The sequence below is a fragment of the Janthinobacterium sp. UMAB-60 genome (assembly GCF_900095235.1).
Lineage (GTDB): Bacteria > Pseudomonadota > Gammaproteobacteria > Burkholderiales > Burkholderiaceae_D > Janthinobacterium.
On sequence record NZ_LT607485.1, the window covers coordinates 288,678 to 306,844 of the forward strand.

12 protein-coding genes are annotated in these 18,167 nt (G+C 60.0%); 3 read left to right on the forward strand and 9 right to left on the reverse strand.

What is annotated here, in order from left to right:
* The 7 genes from K0F86_RS09305 to K0F86_RS09335 all read right to left on the reverse strand — a co-directional run bounded on the left by K0F86_RS09305 (window position 1) and on the right by K0F86_RS09335 (window position 8,731).
* Window positions 1-2,070, reverse strand: coding sequence for a D-(-)-3-hydroxybutyrate oligomer hydrolase (locus tag K0F86_RS09305; RefSeq protein ID WP_219134117.1), 2,070 nt, complete (start codon window positions 2,068-2,070; stop codon window positions 1-3).
* A gap of 76 nt (window positions 2,071-2,146) precedes the next feature.
* Entirely contained in the window at window positions 2,147-3,127 is a 981-nt protein-coding gene (locus tag K0F86_RS09310; protein ID WP_219134118.1) for a branched-chain amino acid ABC transporter permease, read from the reverse strand.
* Between the two features lie 31 nt (window positions 3,128-3,158).
* On the reverse strand, window positions 3,159-4,043 hold the full coding sequence (locus tag K0F86_RS09315) for a branched-chain amino acid ABC transporter permease (protein ID WP_219134119.1): 885 nt from the start codon (window positions 4,041-4,043) through the stop codon (window positions 3,159-3,161).
* A gap of 157 nt (window positions 4,044-4,200) precedes the next feature.
* Window positions 4,201-5,409, reverse strand: a complete 1,209-nt coding sequence (locus K0F86_RS09320) for an ABC transporter substrate-binding protein (protein WP_219134120.1) — start codon at window positions 5,407-5,409, stop codon at window positions 4,201-4,203.
* Window positions 5,410-5,479: 70 nt separating this feature from the next.
* Complete coding sequence (locus tag K0F86_RS09325; protein WP_219134121.1) at window positions 5,480-6,202, reverse strand: ABC transporter ATP-binding protein; 723 nt, start codon at window positions 6,200-6,202, stop codon at window positions 5,480-5,482.
* Window positions 6,202-6,972 (reverse strand): ABC transporter ATP-binding protein, encoded by a 771-nt coding sequence (locus K0F86_RS09330; RefSeq protein WP_219134122.1) that lies wholly within the window; start codon window positions 6,970-6,972, stop codon window positions 6,202-6,204. Before K0F86_RS09330 ends, K0F86_RS09325 begins: the two co-directional genes overlap by 1 nt.
* Window positions 6,973-7,105: 133 nt before the next feature.
* Complete coding sequence (locus tag K0F86_RS09335; protein WP_219134123.1) at window positions 7,106-8,731, reverse strand: GMC family oxidoreductase; 1,626 nt, start codon at window positions 8,729-8,731, stop codon at window positions 7,106-7,108.
* Between the two features lie 1,452 nt (window positions 8,732-10,183).
* Between K0F86_RS09335 and K0F86_RS09340 the strand changes: the two genes are divergently transcribed.
* Entirely contained in the window at window positions 10,184-10,960 is a 777-nt protein-coding gene (locus tag K0F86_RS09340) for a 5'-methylthioadenosine/adenosylhomocysteine nucleosidase (protein ID WP_219134124.1), read from the forward strand.
* Between the two features lie 76 nt (window positions 10,961-11,036).
* On the opposite strand, the gene putA is transcribed toward K0F86_RS09340, so the two are convergent.
* Window positions 11,037-14,690 carry a trifunctional transcriptional regulator/proline dehydrogenase/L-glutamate gamma-semialdehyde dehydrogenase gene (putA, locus tag K0F86_RS09345; RefSeq protein WP_219134125.1) on the reverse strand — a complete coding sequence of 1,218 codons (3,654 nt, stop codon included), beginning with the start codon at window positions 14,688-14,690 and terminating at the stop codon, window positions 11,037-11,039.
* A 206-nt stretch (window positions 14,691-14,896) separates the two neighbouring features.
* On the opposite strand from putA, the gene K0F86_RS09350 reads away from it, so the two are divergent.
* Window positions 14,897-15,352: an Lrp/AsnC ligand binding domain-containing protein gene (locus K0F86_RS09350; RefSeq protein WP_010393827.1), complete on the forward strand. Its 456-nt coding sequence runs from the start codon at window positions 14,897-14,899 to the stop codon at window positions 15,350-15,352.
* A 204-nt stretch (window positions 15,353-15,556) separates the two neighbouring features.
* Complete coding sequence (locus tag K0F86_RS09355; RefSeq protein ID WP_219134126.1) at window positions 15,557-17,116, forward strand: methyl-accepting chemotaxis protein; 1,560 nt, start codon at window positions 15,557-15,559, stop codon at window positions 17,114-17,116.
* A gap of 51 nt (window positions 17,117-17,167) precedes the next feature.
* Here the strand turns inward: K0F86_RS09355 and K0F86_RS09360 are convergent, their stop codons facing one another.
* Window positions 17,168-18,148, reverse strand: a complete 981-nt coding sequence (locus tag K0F86_RS09360) for a LysR family transcriptional regulator (protein ID WP_034752642.1) — start codon at window positions 18,146-18,148, stop codon at window positions 17,168-17,170.
* Window positions 18,149-18,167: the final 19 nt, after the last annotated feature.

Below are 18,167 nucleotides of genomic sequence, written 5' to 3' on the forward strand. Positions count from 1 at the left end.
TCAGTCGGGCACATCCACCACCGTCCCCGTCACACTGATCGCATTGCCTGCCGCCGGCGTCGACGCTATCGCCGGCACGTTGACAGTCGTGATCAAGGTCGACGCATCGGCGCGCGTCACCGTGCGCACCACCTGCGATGGCGGCAAGGCTTGCTTGGCAGACAAATGCGCATACATGGCATCGAGCGCCCGGTTCAGGTACACGTGTAGCGGCACGATCAGGGTCGGCAAGGCGCTGCTGAAGGAATCGAAGTGGTTGGCATGGGTCACCTCGATATAGCGCAGCTTGCTATTGCTGCCTTCCACGGCGGCGTTCAGGCCAAGATAGGCGCGCGCAGCGTGATTGACGGGAATCAGGGTATCGCTACGGCCGTGCACGATGATGGCCGGCTTGCCGTTCAGTTGGCCGCTGGCCGCTACCTCGGCCATGCCTGTCCGCACGCGCACGCTCTGCCCGGCCAGGGTGCCCTGCAAATTGGCGCCGCTGACGGCGTCGCGCCCCGTCGCCAGGCTGCGCAGGCACAGGAAGCCATCGAGCGACTGGTCCGCCAGGCTGGTCGAGGGTGACACGCCGGCCGTGTAGCCCTTGGCGCCGCCCACGCTGTTCTCGTACACGACACTGCCGGGGATGCCGTTTTGCGCGGCAAAGCTGGCCGCCTTTTGCGCCAAGGTAAACGCAATCGGGTTGCCGCCGCCATCCGTCTGCGCAAACGTGAAACCGCATACTTTATCGGTCACGGAAAATTTCCCGTAAGCATACGCATATGTGACGGCCACCAGGATATTCGTGCCCGCGTGCGCCGCCTGCAGCGGATCGGAATCGATCAGCCAGCCATACGCGCGCAAGCGCTGCTTCGCGTCCGCCTGCTGCGCCGCCAGATCGGCGCCGTTTAATAGCCCCTTGCTGACGAGCGCCGTGCAGCGTCCCGCATTGCCGGCCACGGAAGCGATGCATGGCTGGTACAGCGCCGCATAGGTGGCGTAGTCAAACAGCGCGCGCCCCGGTGCGTTCACTACCACCCCACCCTGGCGCACGCTGTAAGCCGTGGACGGCTGCGGTTGCACTTGCGGCTCGCTGGCCGCCACGCCGCTGATCAAGCCCTTGCTATCCTGTTCCGCCGCCAGCAGGGCCGAGCCGGCGCCGTTGGAAATGCTCGACGCGATCGTGATGGTGTTCTTCGGCGTCAGCCGCACGATGCGCGAACTGCCGTCGCGGGCCAGCACGCCGTAGCGTTCGTTCAAGACGTAATACGCCATCTCGACCGCCTGCAAGGTGACCTTGCCCCAATCCTTCTCCGGGTTCTGCTGCGAGTGCGCATGCTTGAAGGCGATGCGGTTCGGGTTGGCCCCGACCCAGGCCAGCCGCTCCGCGTCGCTCAAGTCCGGCGCGAAGAGCGCGCTCTTGCCGGCAGCCACCCTGCCCGCGCGCACGCCGTTCTGCAGGTTGACGCTGTCGTCCTCGAACACATACAGGCCCGTGCCGGAACCCTTGTCCGCATACGCCACGGCGCAACCCTTCTTCAAGCCCCATTCACCGGAGCTGCCGATGGCGCCGTAGATGCCGCGCGAGCCGCTCGATGTGCCCGTGACGATGCAGGCACGGTCCGGGTCGAAGCTGGCCGGCACCTGCACCATCAAGGTGACATTCTTCTTGCCCGTGCCATCATCAGCATAGGCGATGTATTCGCTGCCAGGAATCAAGCCTTCACCGCTGCCCACATTGCCGGACGCATCCACGTTCGGCCCGTACAGGGTGCCGTAGCCGCTGTTGGCGGCGATGTCGAGCACGGCGCGGTAGTTGGCGTGGATCGCATTGCGGCGCAGTTCGAGCGGCGTCGGCTGTTCGGCATTCGCATACAAGGGCGTGGCGCCCGCCAGCCCCGTCTTGCCCAGGCCGGCCGTCAGCAGATCGTTCGTCTTGCCGTCGTAGTCGGCGCGCGTGATGGTGCCCAGGTAGCCGGGAATCTGGTTCAGTTCTTCCGGCGCATGGTTGCTGCCGCAGGCTGCCAAGGCCAGCAAGGTGCACAGGCGCATGCCAGTCGTGCCCGCGCGCGTGATCGTCATTTGCATGGTGGTTCTCTCCGTTGAGGTAACAGTGGACGCACAATGAAAAACGCCGGACGATTTGTCCGGCGTTGCTTGAAAATCAGACAGCGGCTTTGGCTGGCCTGCCGCCGAAGCGCGCGATGGCTTCGCCGACGATGCCGCGCCGGAACAGCAGCACGCAGATGACGAAGATCACGCCGGTGACCATGCCCACCGATTCACCCAGGGTGCCGAACCACTCGATGCCCGTGTGCGTGGCCAGATAGGTGCCGACATCGCCCAGCTTGTTTTCCAGCGCGATGATCAGCACGGCGCCGAGGATGGGGCCGGACAAGGTGCCCATGCCGCCCACCAGGGTCATCAGCACGACCAGGCCCGACATGCCCCAGTACACATCGGTGAGGGTTTCAAAGCCCAGCACCAGGGTCTTGGTGGCGCCGGCCAGGGCAGCGAGCGAAGCGGACAGCACGATGGCCATCAGCTTGTACTTGTTGACGTCGTAGCCGAGCGAGATGGCGCGCGGTTCGTTTTCCTTGATGGCCTTGAGCACTTGCCCGAACGGCGAGTGGATGGTGCGCACGATCAGGGCGAAGCCGGCGACAAAAATGGCCAGCACGACGTAGTACAGCACCGTGTCATTGCCCAGGTCTATCATGCCCAGCAAGGTTCCACGTGGAACACCCTGCAAGCCATCTTCGCCGCCCGTGAACGGCAGCCGCAAGGCGAGGAAGTACACCATCTGCGCCAGCGCCAGGGTGATCATCGTAAAGTAGATGCCCTGGCGGCGGATCGCCAGACCGCCGATCACCAGGCCCAGCAAGGCGCCCGTAGCGACGCCGGCCAGCAAGCCCAGTTCCGTTGGCCAGCCCCAGGTGCGCAGCGCGTAGCCGGTGACATAGCCAGCGCCGCCGAAAAAGGCCGCATGGCCGAACGACAGCAAGCCCGTGTAGCCGATCAGCAAATTGAACGCGCAGGCAAACAGGGCAAAGCACAGCAACTTCATCAGGAAGACGGGATAGCCGTAAAACGGGGCCGCCAACGCCAGCAGCAGGGCAATGGCGTAGCCTACATTCTTATTCATCGTGGTAGCTCCAATACATGACTGATGAGGATTACTTTTCTTTGCCGAACAGGCCGGCGGGACGCAACAGCAGCACGATGACCATCACCACGAACACCACGGTGGCCGAGCCTTCCGGGTAGAACACGCGGGTCAGCCCCTCGATCACGCCCAGGCCCAAGCCCGTCAGGATGGAGCCCATGATGGAACCCATGCCGCCGATCACCACCACGGCAAACACGACGATGATCAGGTTCGAGCCCATCAGCGGCGAGACCTGGATGATCGGTGCCGCCAGCACGCCGGCGAAACCGGCCAGGGCCACGCCGAAGCCAAACGTCAAGGTCACCATCAGCGGCACGTTGATGCCGAACGCTTCCACCAGTTTCGGGTTTTCCGTGCCGGCGCGCAGGTAGGCGCCCAGTTTGGTTTTTTCGATGACGAACCAGGTGGCCAGGCAGACGGAGAGCGAGGCGATCACCACCCAGGCGCGGTAGTTCGGCAGGGTCATGAAGCCCAGGTCCGTCGCGCCGGCCAGCGCTTCAGGCACGGCATACGGCTGGCCCGAGACGCCATAGAACGAGCGGAACACGCCTTCCATGATCAGGGTGATGCCAAAGGTTAGCAGCAAGCCATACAGGTGGTCGAGTTTATACAGCCAGCGCAGCATGGTCTTTTCGATCAGGATGCCGACCAGGCCGACGAGGATAGGGGCGATGACCAGCATGGCCCAGTAATTGATGTCGAAATAGCTGAGGCCCATCCAGGCCAGGAAGGCGCCCATCATGTACATGGCGCCGTGCGAGAAATTAATAACGTTGAGCAAGCCGAAGATGACGGCCAGACCGAGGGACAACATGGCATAAAACGAGCCGTTGACAAGACCCAGCAGCAGCTGGCTCATCATCGCTTGTATTGGAACGCCGAAAATTTCCATGGCATCACAGTATAAAAAGCACCGCCGGGTAGCGGTGTGGTATCAAGGGAAACGCGCCACCGCAAACGGCTGCGGCGGCGCAAGGCGAACCCTGCGGGCGAAGTGCAGGACAGAGCGCCCGCGCAGCGGCGAGCACTCCGTGGATGTTGCTACAGCCTTACTTCCACAGCGAACACTTCGATTCAGCCTTGGTCACATACGCTTGCGCACCGGGCACGGTGGCGACCACCTTGTAGTAATCCCATGGGTATTTCGACTCGGATGGCTTCTTGACTTCCATCAAATACATATCGTGCACCATACGGCCATCGGGACGCACTTCGCCATTCTGGGTGAACATGTCGTTGATCTTGGTCTTTTTCAAATACGCCATGACTTTCTCGGTGTCATCCGTGCCGATCGCCTTGACGGCTTTCAGGTAGTTCGCCGCGGCCGAATAGTCGGCCGCCTGCAGCATCGACGGTTCTTTCTTCATCTTGGCGAAATAGCGTTTCGACCAGGCACGCGTTTCAGGATTCAAGTCCCAGTACCAGCCATCGGTCAGGTACATGCCTTGCGTCAGGTTCAGGCCCAGCGAGTGGATGTCGTTGATGAAGATCAGCAAGCCGGCCAGTTTCATCGACTTCGTCAGGCCGAACTCGTTGGCCGCCTTGATGCTGTTGATGGCGTCGCCGCCCGCATTGGCCAGGCCCAGGATCTGCGGCTTGGCCGCTTGTGCCTGCAGCAGGAAGGACGAGAAATCCGAGGCGCCCAGCGGATGCTTGACGCTGCCCAGCACCTTGCCGCCGGCCGCCTTGACGACCTCGGCCGTGTCTTTTTCCAGCGAATGGCCAAATGCATAGTCGGCCGTCATGAAATACCAGCTCTTGCCGCCCTGTTTGACGATGGTGCCGCCCGTCCCGCGCGCCAGCGCCACCGTATCGTAGGCGTAATGCACGGTGTAAGGCGTGCATTCTTCATTCGTCAGGCGCGAGGAACCGGCACCGATGGCAATGAAGATTTTTTTCTTTTCCGCCGCCACCTTGGCCATGGCCAGGCTGGCGCCGGAATTGGTGCCGCCGATCAGCATGTCGACACCTTGCTGGTCGAACCATTCGCGCGCCTTCGAGGCGGCGATGTCGGCCTTGTTTTGATGGTCGGCGGAAATAAACTCCACCTTCTTGCCGGCCAATACCACGCCGGCATCGGCGATCGCCATCTTGATGGCTTCCGCGCCACCGAGGCCGTCGACGTCGGAATACACGCCCGACATGTCGGAAATAAAACCGATCTTGATGGTGTCGCCCGATACCTGGGCGTGCGCGGCGGCGGAAAAGCCCAGGGCGCAAAGAGTGGCGGTGGCAATGGCGATAGCGTTACGTTTCATAGTGTCTCCGTTGGGATTATTGTTTGCTATTTAAACGATTGCTCGACGACGATACGGAACTACATGGGCATTACACGCCAAGCAGCTCGGTCAATACCGGCATCTTGGCTTCCAGTTCGGATGCAGCAAAAGTCTCGACGATCTGACCGTGCTCCATCACATAAAACCGGTCCGCCAGCGGTGCGGCAAACCGGAAATTCTGTTCCACCATGACGATGGTGTACCCCTTCGCTTTCAGGGTGGTAATCATGCGTGCCAGGCCCTGCACGATGACAGGCGCCAGGCCTTCGGAAATTTCATCGAGCAGCAGCAAGCGCGCGCCCGTGCGCAGGATGCGCGCCACGGCCAGCATCTGCTGTTCCCCGCCCGACAATCGCGTGCCCTGGCTGTGGCGGCGTTCCTGCAAATTCGGGAACATGGCGTAGATTTCCTCGACCGACATGCCTTTCTCTCCGCTGGCCAGTGTCGGCGGCAGCATCAGGTTTTCCTCTGTCGACAACGAGGAAAAAATGCCGCGCTCTTCAGGACAATAGCCGATGCCCAGGTGGGCGATTTTGTGCGTGGGCAAACCTATCGCTTCGACGCCATTGACTTTGATGGAACCCGTGCGTGCGCCCGTCAGCCCCATGATGGCGCGCAAGGTGGTCGTGCGGCCGGCGCCGTTGCGGCCCAGCAAAGTCACCACTTCGCCCTGCTCCACTTTCAAGTTCACATCGTGCAGGATGTGCGATTCGCCATACCAGGTGTGCAGTTGTGCAATTTCCAGCGCGGGTGCCTTGTTGCTAGCGGTCATCAATGTGCCCCTTCCAGTTCGGCGTGGGTGGTGCCCATGTACGCTTCCATCACTTGCGGATTGCGCGACACTTCCGCGTAACTGCCTTCGGCCAGCATGGCGCCGCGCTGCAGGACGGAAATCTTGTCGCAGATGCCAGAGACCACACTCATATTGTGTTCCACCATCAAAATGGTGCGGCCGACCGAGACTTTCTTGATCAGTTCGGTGACGCGGTGCACGTCTTCATGCCCCATGCCCTGGGTCGGCTCGTCGAGCAGCATCATTTCCGGCTCCATCGCCAGGGTGGTGGCAATTTCCAGCGCCCGCTTGCGTCCGTACGGCATGTCGACAGTGATGGTGTCGGCAAACTCCGTCAGGTCGACTTCGGCCAGCAAGGCCATGGCGCGGTCGTTGAGCTGGTTCAAGGTGCGTTCGCTTTGCCAGAAGTGGAACGAGGTGCCCAGTTGGCGCTGCAAGCCGATGCGCACATTTTGCAACACGGAGAGATGCGGGAAGACGGCGGAAATCTGGAAGGAACGGATCACGCCCATGCGGGCGATCTGCGCTGGTTTGGCTGCCGTAATATCTTTCCCATTGAACAGGATCTGTCCACCGGTGGGGACCAGGAATTTGGTGAGCAAGTTGAAACACGTGGTCTTGCCGGCGCCGTTAGGACCGATCAAGGCGTGGATATGGCCCCGCTCTACCTTCAGGTTCACCTCGCTCACTGCGGTGAAACCCTTGAATTCCTTGGTCAAATTTCTTGTTTCCAAGATTACGTTTGACATCGTGTCTCCTAGTTGTACTTTTTGTACTACTTAGTCATTTTTATAATACACAACTTAAATTTAACGCACAATACAGTATAACTACGGGGATTTTTCGCCAGCCCGAATAGCGCAAACCCGCGCTTTGCCGCGGTCATTTCCAGGCCGCATGTATCATTTGCGCCGCTTTTTCCGCAATCATCACGGTGGGCGAGTTCGTATTACCAGAAGTAATGTACGGCATGATGGAGGCATCGACGACGCGCAAACCGGCCACGCCGAGCACGCGCAGCTGGCTGTCGACGACGCTCGACGCATCGCCTGTCACGCCCATGCGGCAAGTGCCCACCGGGTGAAAGATGGTGGTGCCGATCTGGCTGGCCGCCTGCGCCAGCTCTTCCTCGCTCTGGAATTGCACGCCAGGCTTGTATTCCTGCGGCGCAAATTTTTTCAGGGCCGGCGCGGCGGCGATGGCACGCGTCAGGCGCAAGGCGTCGGCAGCGACCTTGCGGTCCGGCTCGGTACTCAGGTAATTGGGCACGATCTTCGGCGCCACATAGCTGTCGGCCGACCCGATGTGCACATGACCACGCGAGGTGGGGCGCAAATTGCAGACACTGGCCGTAAACGCGGGAAACGCATGCAGCGGTTCGCCGAATTTATCCAGGGAGAGCGGCTGCACATGATATTGCAGGTTCGGCGTGGCTTGCTGCGGATCGGACTTGGCGAACGCGCCCAGCTGCGACGGCGCCATCGACATGGGCCCGCTCTGAAATAGCGCATATTGCAAGCCGATCTGCATCTTGCCGACAATATTGCTGGCCATCACGTTCAAAGTCTTGACGCCCTGCACTTTAAAGACCATGCGCAGCTGTAAGTGATCCTGCAAATTGCCGCCCACGCCAGGAGAGTCCAGCACGGGCGTGATGCCGTGTTCGCGCAGCAAGGCGGCCGGGCCGATACCGGACAGTTGCAGCAATTGGGGCGATCCGATGGCGCCCGCCGTCAGCAAGGTTTCCCGTTTGGCCGTCGCCTGCCACTGCGTGCCGCCGCCCGTAAACACGATGCCCGTGCAGCGCGGCCCCGATTCTGTCGTCTCCAGCAGTAGACGTTCCACGTGGCAACCAGTCATGATGGTCAGATTCGGCCGCCGCGACGCCGGTTTCAGGAACGCTTTCGAGGTATTCCAGCGGATGCCGCGGCGCTGGTTGACGTCGAAATAGGCGCTGCCGCTATTATCTCCGCCATTGAAATCGCTGGTTTTCGGAATGCCGACTTGCTGCGCCGCATCGCGGAAAGCATTCAAAATATCCCACGACAGCCGCTGTTTTTCCACGCGCCATTCGCCGCCCGCACCATGGTTTTCCGACGCGCCGCCGTAATAATCCTCGCTTTGTTTAAATAGCGGCAAGACTTTGTCCCAGCGCCAGGAGGGGTCGTCCGTCAGGTCGGCCCAGTGGTCGTAATCGCCGGCCTGGCCGCGCATATAGATCATGCCGTTGATGGAGGAGCTGCCCCCGAGCACTTTTCCGCGCGGATACATCAGGCTGCGCCCGCCCAGGCCCGCGTCCGCCTGCGTGGAATACAGCCAGTCCGTGCGGGGATTACCGATGCAATGCAGATAGCCGACGGGGATGTGGATCCACACGTAATCGTCCTTGCCGCCCGCTTCCACGAGTAAAACGTTGGCATCCTTGTCGCGTGTGAGCCGATTGGCCAGCACGCAACCTGCCGTGCCGCCACCCACGATGATGTAGTCGTATTCGCCTGCCGATTCCAATGAAGCTCCTTTCGGTATGCCATCAAGCTGTCGCGCGGCGTGTCTCCCCGCCCCGTTCCGCTACCAGAGTCTGTCTTTCTTCATGCATGCATGGCTGTTGAGCCAGATTGAGATTACCACCAGTGCCGGGCCAGGGCGACATTAATCGTGGCGAGCCTCGCGACAAGCTAAAAAGCCGGGCAAAACAGGGGTCGCAAGCTGTGGATAACCGTATGGATATCCACAGGGACGATATGTGCGTAAACGAAAAATTTTTTCGGCGGCGTTTTTTTGTCCAGAAACCGTCCCACGCAGATACAACCCTTACTCAGCGCTTATCCGCACGCCAAGCGATTGTTTACAAGGATAAATCGGGACTTATCCACAGAAGATGCCGCCGTTAACTACTATTACTATTCTTGTATACGATCTTATTAAGGTAAACCCGACAACGCCCGCTTTGCCTGTGCTTGACCTTCGGAAAGGTTCGCAAGCCTGTCCTCAAAAAAAGCCGACGAGCTGCTTTGGCTGACAAAAAAAATCGTGCCAACAACTGAGCGACGAAAACCGGCACGCCGGCATCACGCGCACTGCACTGCCAAACCGTTTTGCAAAATGGAAACGTCAACCGGCTTAAGCAGGCACAAGGCCAGCAAGCGGTTCGATGTCGAAAAGAGGGGGAATTTGAAACGATTGTGGATAAGCCACTTGATATCCACAGGATGACTTGTGAGTAATCACGAAGTTATGCGCAGGCCCGCATTTTATACAATTTTGCTCCTCGCGTGATACAGCGATTATGCACGCTTTATTTTGCGCGTAAACGCTTGATCCTGTTGAAAAAAAGTGACTTATCCACAGAAAAAACCGCGTTTACTATTACTACTATTTTTATATATAGATCTATTGTAAACCGACAAAAAAAGCGGAAGTCCGGGGATATTTCCAAAAAGCATGCAAAAAACGTCAAAGAAAAAAGCCAACGGCAACAGCGCGACCCACTGCCAAACCGTCTTCCAGGAATCACCTCGATGCCAAGGTCCGTGAAAGAACAACGTTCGTGAACGCTCAAGGTTGATTGCCAAACAGGGATCTGAACGTATGAAGCACATCAAACATGCCACTACAGCAAGAAAACCCGTGATTTTTGCTTGCTACTGTGGATAAGTGCCTGCATATCCACAGGATGAGATGTGGGAAAAGTCGTTCTTTGTCCACAGCTCAATTTTTATCCCAAACAAGTCCTCGCTGGATACAATGCTTGTGCGCCTACTTTTTTGTGCGCTAAGTCGATGATTTTTAGACGGTATACCGACTTATCCACAAAAAAATGGCCGTTTACTATCACTACTATTTTTATGTATACATCTTTATTTAAAACACAGAGACAAACGCGAACGGTGGAAAAGTCGCCCAAACGGCTGTTTTCACCCTGTAAACCGTCTTGCAATGCAAAAAACCTGTAAAAACAGCATGAATTCACACAAAAAAATGCGTTTAGGCATCATCAGTGCCTTGCACGAAGAACAGCAGGGGCTGGTAGAAGCCATGCAAGGCCCCCAGAGGCGCTCGCACGGCATGCGCGACTACACCCTGGGGACCTTGTGGAATATCGACGCTGTGTGCGTCCTGTCGCGTCTGGGCAAGGTTGCCGCAGCCATGACTGCTTCTATCCTTGTGGAAAAGTACGGAGTTACCCACATCGTCTTCACCGGCGTGGCCGGCAGTGGCGCTAAACACGTGAAAGTCGGCGACATCGTGGTGGCGGAATCGCTGCTGCAGCACGATATGGACGCCCGACCTTTATTTCCCCGCTTCGAAGTGCCGCTGACGGGACTGCAGCGCTTCGCCACGGATCTGGACCTCAGCACGCAACTGGCAGCTGCCGCGGAAGATTTTTTGCGTAACGATGTTTCCAGCGTGCTCAAGGCGGCCGATATCGTGGCATTTGGCTTGCAGCACGCGCAAGTCCACCGGGGCCTGATCGCCAGCGGCGACCAGTTCATCAGCAGCGCCGCGCATCTGCACCAGCTCAAAGTGGATATCCCCGACCTGCTGGCCGTCGAAATGGAAGGCGCCGCCGTGGCGCAAGTCTGTTTTGAACTCGGTGTGCCGTTTACCGTCATGCGCACCATTTCCGACAACGCGAACGAAGAGGCGGCCGTCGACTTCATGCGTTTCGTGCAAACGGTTGCTTCGCCGTACGCGTTCACGGTGATTCAGCAGCTATGCCAGCGCCTGGCCGGCTGATTTTCATTCAAACGTGCATAAAAAAAGGGCAGAACCACTGGTTCTGCCCTTTTTGCGTTGATGACCTGCTTAAATATTAGACGCTGAGCATCATTAAACTCGCGTTACCACCGGCCGCTGTCGTATTCACGCACAGCGCCCGCTCAGCGACCAGGCGCCACAGGGGGATGACACCCTCCTGCGTGGTGGCGATGGTGCCCACCAGGGCCCCTTCCCGTGCCGCCAGCAGCGGTTTGAGCTGGTCATCGAGACTCGGCTCGATCATGGCGATCTGGAAATCATGCTTGACCGACTCCAGGCTGCTGACGACCTGGATGCGGTCCTTCAGCGCCGCCGGCAAGTCGCCCGGGATCAACTCCGGCGCCTGCGCCAGCACCAGGGCCTGGTTTCCGGTGGCCAGCACGGCCGCCAGCTGGTTCATCAAGGTGCCGGAGGTGGCCGCCGCGCACAGAATCGTGCCCCGTGCCGCAAAGCTCAGGGTATTGCGCTCGCCGGTCGGGCCTGGCAAGACGGTGGTGCTGCCCAGCAGGGTGGTACGCGCGTATTCCTGCGCCAGTTGCTCGACCTTGTCGTGGCCATGCATTTTGGCCCAGACGGTCAGCGCGTCGAGCGCGGGCGGCGCCTGGCGCTGGTGCTGCGCGCCGGCCGGCGCATTGCGCTGCAGGCGTTTCAGGTACAGGGGGCCGCCCGCCTTCGGACCGGTCCCCGATTTGCCTTCGCCGCCGAACGGCTGCACGCCGACGACGGCGCCAACGATGTTGCGGTTTACATAAATATTGCCCACGTGTGCGCGCCTGGTGATGAAATCGATGGTTTCATCGATGCGCGTATGGATGCCCAGGGTCAAACCGTAGCCGCTGTCGTTGATCGATTGCACCAGTTGCGGCAGTTCGGCTCGCTTGTAGCGGATCACGTGCAGCACGGGGCCGAAGACTTCCTGCGTCAATTGCGCCAGCGACTTGATTTCCAACACGGTCGGGGCGACGAACGTGCCTTTGACGGTCGGCAAATCGAGCGAATAATGGTCGATGGCCATGGTTTTCATCTTGTTGATGTGCGCCAGCAGATTGCTTTGCGCTTCCGCATCGATGACGGGACCGATATCGGTGGCCAGGCGGTCAGGATTGCCAACGCGCAATTCCTGCATGGCGCCTTTCAGCATGTGGATGGTCTTGTCGGCGATTTCCGTTTGCAGGAACAGCACGCGCAAGGCCGAGCAGCGCTGGCCAGCGCTGTCGAAAGCGGACGACATCACGTCTTGCACCACTTGCTCCGGCAAGGCGGACGAATCGACGATCAGGGCATTCTGGCCACCCGTTTCGGCGATCAGGGGAATGTCGATGCCTTCGGCCACGGCACGCGCGGCCAGATTGCGGTTGATCAATTGCGCCACTTCCGTCGAGCCCGTGAAAATCACGCCTTTGACTCGCGCGTCATTGCACAGGCCGGCACCGACGATCTCGCCGCTGCCGGGCAAAAATTGCAGCGCGCCGCGCGGCACGCCCGCCGCATGTAGCAATTGCACGGCGCGGTGGGCGATCAGCGGCGTTTGTTCTGCCGGCTTGGCCAGCACCACATTGCCTGCCGCCAGGGCGGCGGCCAGCTGGCCTGTGAAGATGGCCAGCGGGAAATTCCACGGGCTGATGCAGGTGACGGGACCGAGCGCCAGGGTAGCCGGCGCGTGTTCCACCTGCGCCGCGTAGTAGCGCAGGAAGTCGACGGCTTCGCGGATTTCCGCGATCGCGTTCGGCAGCGACTTGCCCGCTTCGCGCACGGCCAGGGCCATCAGCTCGATATGGTGCTCTTCGAACAGGTCGGCCGCACGTTGTAACGCTTGCGCGCGCAGCGACGGTTCGGTGCTTTGCCAGTCCATCGCATATGCGCTGGCGCTGGCCAGCGCCGTTTCCACGTCGGCCGGACCGGCTTCCATGACCTTGCCCACGACATCGTCGTGCTGGGCCGGGTTGTGCAGCATGTGCGTGGGGCCATTCAGGCTGACGGCGCCATCGATCAGCGGCGCTGCCTGCCATGTTTGCTGCTGCGCCAGGCCGGTGGCCAGCGTGCGCAAGGTGTCTTCATTCGACAGGTCCAGGCCGGCCGAGTTCCTGCGTTCGCTGCCAAACATGTCCAGCGGCAGCGGAATCGATGGGTGCGGCAAGCCGCCCTGCAGGCGCGCCTGTTCCAGCGGATCGCGGATCAGGCTATCGATGGCCACGCTTTCGTCGACGATCTGGTTGACGAACGACGAGTTGGCGCCGTTTTCCAGCAGGCGGCGCACCAGGTAGGCCAGCAGGGTTTCATGCGAGCCGACGGGCGCGTAGATGCGGCACGGCTTGTCGAGATTGTCGGGGCCGACGACTTGGTCGTACAGCGTCTCGCCCATGCCGTGCAGGCACTGGAATTCGTAGTCGGTGATGCCGTCGCGCTTTGCCCAGGTATAGATGGTCGCCAGCGTTTGCGCGTTGTGCGTGGCAAATTGTGGATAGATCAGGCTGCTGGCGGCCAGCAGTTTTTGCGCACACACGAGGTAAGACACGTCCGTGTAGACCTTGCGCGTGTAGACGGGATAGCCTTCCTGGCCATCGACTTGCGCGCGTTTGACTTCCGCATCCCAATACGCGCCCTTGACCAGGCGCACCATGAACTTGCGGCCGCTGCGGTGCGCCAGGTCGACCAGGAAATCGATGGCGTAGGGGCAGCGTTTTTGATACGCCTGCACCACGTAGCCGATGCCGTCGAAACCGGCCAGGTCCGCATCGAAAGCCAGTGCTTCCATCAGGTCGAGCGACAGTTCCAGGCGATCCGTTTCTTCCGCATCGATGTTGAAGCCGATGTTGTACTGTTTTGCCAGCAACAGCAGCGCTTTGACCTTCGGCAGCAATTCTTCCATGACGCGGGCGCGCTGGGCGCGGCTGTAGCGCGCGTGCAGGGCCGACAGTTTGACGGAAATGCCGGGGCCGTTGCGGATGCCGCGGCCGTTCGACGCCTTGCCGATGGCGTGGATCGCCGTTTCGTACGAGGCATAGTAGTTGGCCGCGTCCTGTTGCGTCAGGGCCGCTTCGCCCAGCATGTCGTACGAGTAGCGGTAGCCGCGCGTTTCATTCTCGCGGCTGTTCTTCAACGCTTCCTCGATGGTTTGCCCTGTCACGAACTGGTTGCCCAGCATGCGCATGGCCAGGTCGACGCCCTTGCGGATCAGCGGTTCGCCGCCTTTGGCGATGAGCTTGGTCATGGCCGAGCCGAGACCCGATTCGCTGCTGGTACTGACCAGTTTGCCCGTAATCAGCAAGCCCCAGGTGGCGGCATTGACGAACAGCGACGGCGATTCGCCCAGATGCTTCTTCCAGTCGCCCTTGCTGATTTTGTCGGCGATCAGGCGATCGGCCGTTTGACTGTCGGGTATACGCAACAGCGCTTCAGCCAGACACATCAATGCAACACCCTCTTCCGACGACAGCGAGAACTCGTGCATCAGCGCATCGACGCCGGAGGCGCGTGTGCGTTTGTGGCGCACGTTCGAGACGAGGCGGTGTGCCAGCGCTTGTCCCTCGGCCGTCGTTTCGGTACTGCTGGGGCGCACCTGTTGCAACAGCCACTGCACGGCGGAAACCTCATCGCGCCTATAGGCGGTGGTGATGGCGGCGCGTTGTGGTGTCGCTTCGGGCAGGATTTCTGCCTGGAACGCAGCAAAAGGAATCGGGGTAAAAGCCGAGGGGCCTGCAGGGTGCATAAGTGCTCTTTACAAGGAAAAGGGGACGAAAACGGACGTAATTCTTGCTCTTTTTTGGTGCAAAAAAATACAGAAAGTCGGACGTTAAGATGATTCGATTGTAAAGGGGATTCTTATGGATTAATTCTGGTAATACAGGGGACTAGCAATAGATAGTTTTTGATGCGACAATTTAACCAAATAATATTAATTTGGGGGTGATAGGAATGCTGGACAAGATCAGTAAGAAAATCTTGATGGAATTGCAGAGCGATGGACGCATCAGCAATGTGGAGCTGGCTGCGCGCGTGAACCTGTCGCCGGCCGCCTGCCTGGAGCGCGTGCGCAAATTGCACGAATCCGGTTACATCATGGGTTATACGGCCCAGTTGAACCCGCAGTTGCTCGACGTCTCGCTGCTGGTGTTCATCGAAGTGGTGCTCGATCGCACGACACCGGAAGTGTTCGACGCCTTCAAGCATAGCGTACAAATCATCCCAGAGGTATTGGAATGTCATATGGTCGCTGGCGGTTTCGATTACCTGGTCAAGGCGCGCGTCAAGGACATGGCCGCTTACCGCGAATTCCTGGGCAAGACGCTGTTGCAGAAAGGTGTGCGGGAAACCCACACTTATGCCGTCATGGAAGAGGTCAAAAACACCACCAAATTGCCAATTAAGTGACCTCGGTGTAGCCGCCCCACTTTTCTGATTGAGCTATCGGAACAAATGTTGTAGGGTAGAACTACAATTCTGCTATCCGGTAGCCGCCTGAAACGCCGCGCAGACGTGACGTTCAGGGTGCAAGGTGGGCAATCGTGCCCACCCGCATACGGTTACAGCACGTCCCCTCAACGGGACGTGACGGGTTCGCGCAGCGGGGGACAAATGAAGCAGTTGCAGCATCAGCTGGTGCGTTTCTTTGTATTCACGATCCTGGCCATGGCCGTCGCCTGTTGCCTGGCCTATCTGCTGCTGCTGTCGGGCGGCGACCATCCGTATCTGATTGCCTGCGTGGCTGCCGCCATCGGCGCTGCGCTGCTGGCGTTCGCCGGCCGTGCGCGCGGCGAGCCGGGCTTGCACCAGTTCGCCGACACGGTGGGCAACGCCATCGACGCCATCATGATCGGCGCGGCGGAAACCTCGTATTTTGTCGATTCCGTCAAACAGAAGGTGGAACTCGATGTCCGCACGGCCAGCGACATCGCCGACAGTTCCGCACAAAATGCCGTGATGACGGAAAAGATCGCCGCCAATGCGGAACGGGCCGCCAAGGTGGCCGCCGGCGTGCGCGTGGAAAGCGTGGCGGCGCGTGCCGAAGTGGATCAGGGCTTGCGCCGCATCAACAAGGCCCGCGAGGAAGCGCAAGGCGCCTCCAGCACCATGCTGAGCTTGCAGGATAAATCCAAACGCATCACGGGCTTTACGGAAGCCATTTCCGATATTTCCGCGCGCACCAACTTGCTGGCGCTGAACGCCGCCATCGAGGCGGCGCGCGCCGGCGAACATGGGCGCGGTTTTGCCGTGGTGGCCGGTGAAGTGCGGCAATTGGCGCAGCGCACCAAGGAAGCTTCCGATGAAATCAGCGTGATGGTGCGTGAAATCAATGAACAGTCGGAAAAGGCCGCGCGTGGCATGAGTTCGCTCGCGGCCGGCGTGACGGAAGCGGCGCGCAATGTGGAAAGCGTGCATGCCTCATTGAGCCATATCGAGGAATCCTCGGGCGAATCCGAGGAAGAGATCGGGCAAATCGCCCGCGCCTCGCGCGAACACGTCGAGACGACGCAGCTGATCGCCGACGCGATCCTGCAAATCCGCGACAGCATGCTGTCGACGAATGTCGAATTGCCGCGTGCCACGCAGTCGGCCATGGCGCTGGCAGAGCGGGCCGAGGCGATCGCCGGCGCTTTGGGCGAATCGAGCGTGGCCACGCCACACGACGAGATCCGTGAGACGGCCCAGCACGCAGCGCGCGAGGTGGGCAAACTGTTCGAGCAGGCGATCGCTTCGGGGCGCATCACGCGCGAAGCCCTGTTCGATCGCCACTACCGGCCCATCCCGAACACCAATCCGCCCAAGCACAACACGAAGTTCGACGCGTTTACGGACAAGGTGCTGCCGGAGTTGCAGGAAGGCGTGCTGGCGGCATTGCCCCATCTGGCGTATGCGGGCGCCGTCGATAACAATGGATACTTTCCAACGCACAACAAGAAGTTTTCCCAGCCGCTGACGGGCGATTACGCCACCGACATCGTGAATAACCGCACCAAGCGCATCTTCAGCGACCGTACGGGCAAGCGCTGCGGCAGTAACACCAAGGCCTTCCTGTTGCAGACCTATAAGCGCGACACGGGCGAGGTCATGCACGATTTATCCGTGCCCATCCACGTCGATGGCAAGCACTGGGGCGGTTTCAGAATTGGGTACAGGTCCAGCAATCACGCATAGCAAAACGCCTGATGAGAGATCATCAGGCGTTTTTTCTTGGGCCGGTTACGGTTACTCAATATGCGGCTTGGGTGCCACGCCGCCGCCGGCCGCCGTCGCCGTCCGTAAAGTGGGCGTGTTCATGCTTTCCAGGTGATTACGCAACCATTTGTGGGCGGGGCTGCGGGCATCGCGCTCGTGCCACAGCATGTCCAGGTGGACGGCCGGCAAGGTCAATGGCAAATCCTTGTACAGCAAGGACTCCGTCATGCCCGTCGAGGCGATCAGATGGCGCGGCAAGACCGTGATCAGGTCGGAATTGGCGACGACTCTGCCTGCCGTGAAGAACTGGTTGACCGTCAGCAAGATGCGCCGTTCGCGGTGGATTTGCGACAGCGCTTCGTCGATCAAGCCATGCGCGCGGCCGGAAAAGCTCACCAATAAATGGTTGGCCGCGCAATAGTTATCCAAGGTCAATTCCTTGTCGGCCAGCGGATGGCCACGCCGCATCACGCACACATACTTGCCGGAATACAGGCGCTCGTGGCGGATGGGCGAACCCGTTTCGCTCGACAATTGCGCCGCCACGCCGGGAAAGAAGCCCACGGCCAGGTCGATATCGCCGCGCAGCAACATGGGACGCGGTTCGCGGGTGGTCAGCGGCATCATGCGCACGTTAACGCCCGGCGCTTCCCGTTCGATCGAGCGCATCAGCGAGGGCAGCCAGAAGGCGGCCGTCGCATCGGCCATGGCCATGCGGAACGTGGCGTGGGTCTTCGACACGTCGAAGGTTTCCGGCGTGACGGCCGCTTCCAGGCTGGCCAGGGCCGAGCGCACGGACGGCCACAGCGCTTCGGCGCGCGGCGTGGGTTTGACGCCATATGCCGTGCGGATCAGCAATTCGTCACCGAGGCTCTCGCGCAGGCGTTTGATGGCGTTCGATACCGCCGGCTGCGTCATCGCCAGGTGGCCGGCTGCGCGCGTCAGGTTTTGTTCCGTCATGACGGCGTCGAAAACACGCAGCAAGTTCAGATCCAGCGTCAGAAAACTCATGGAAAGCCCAAGATAAAAG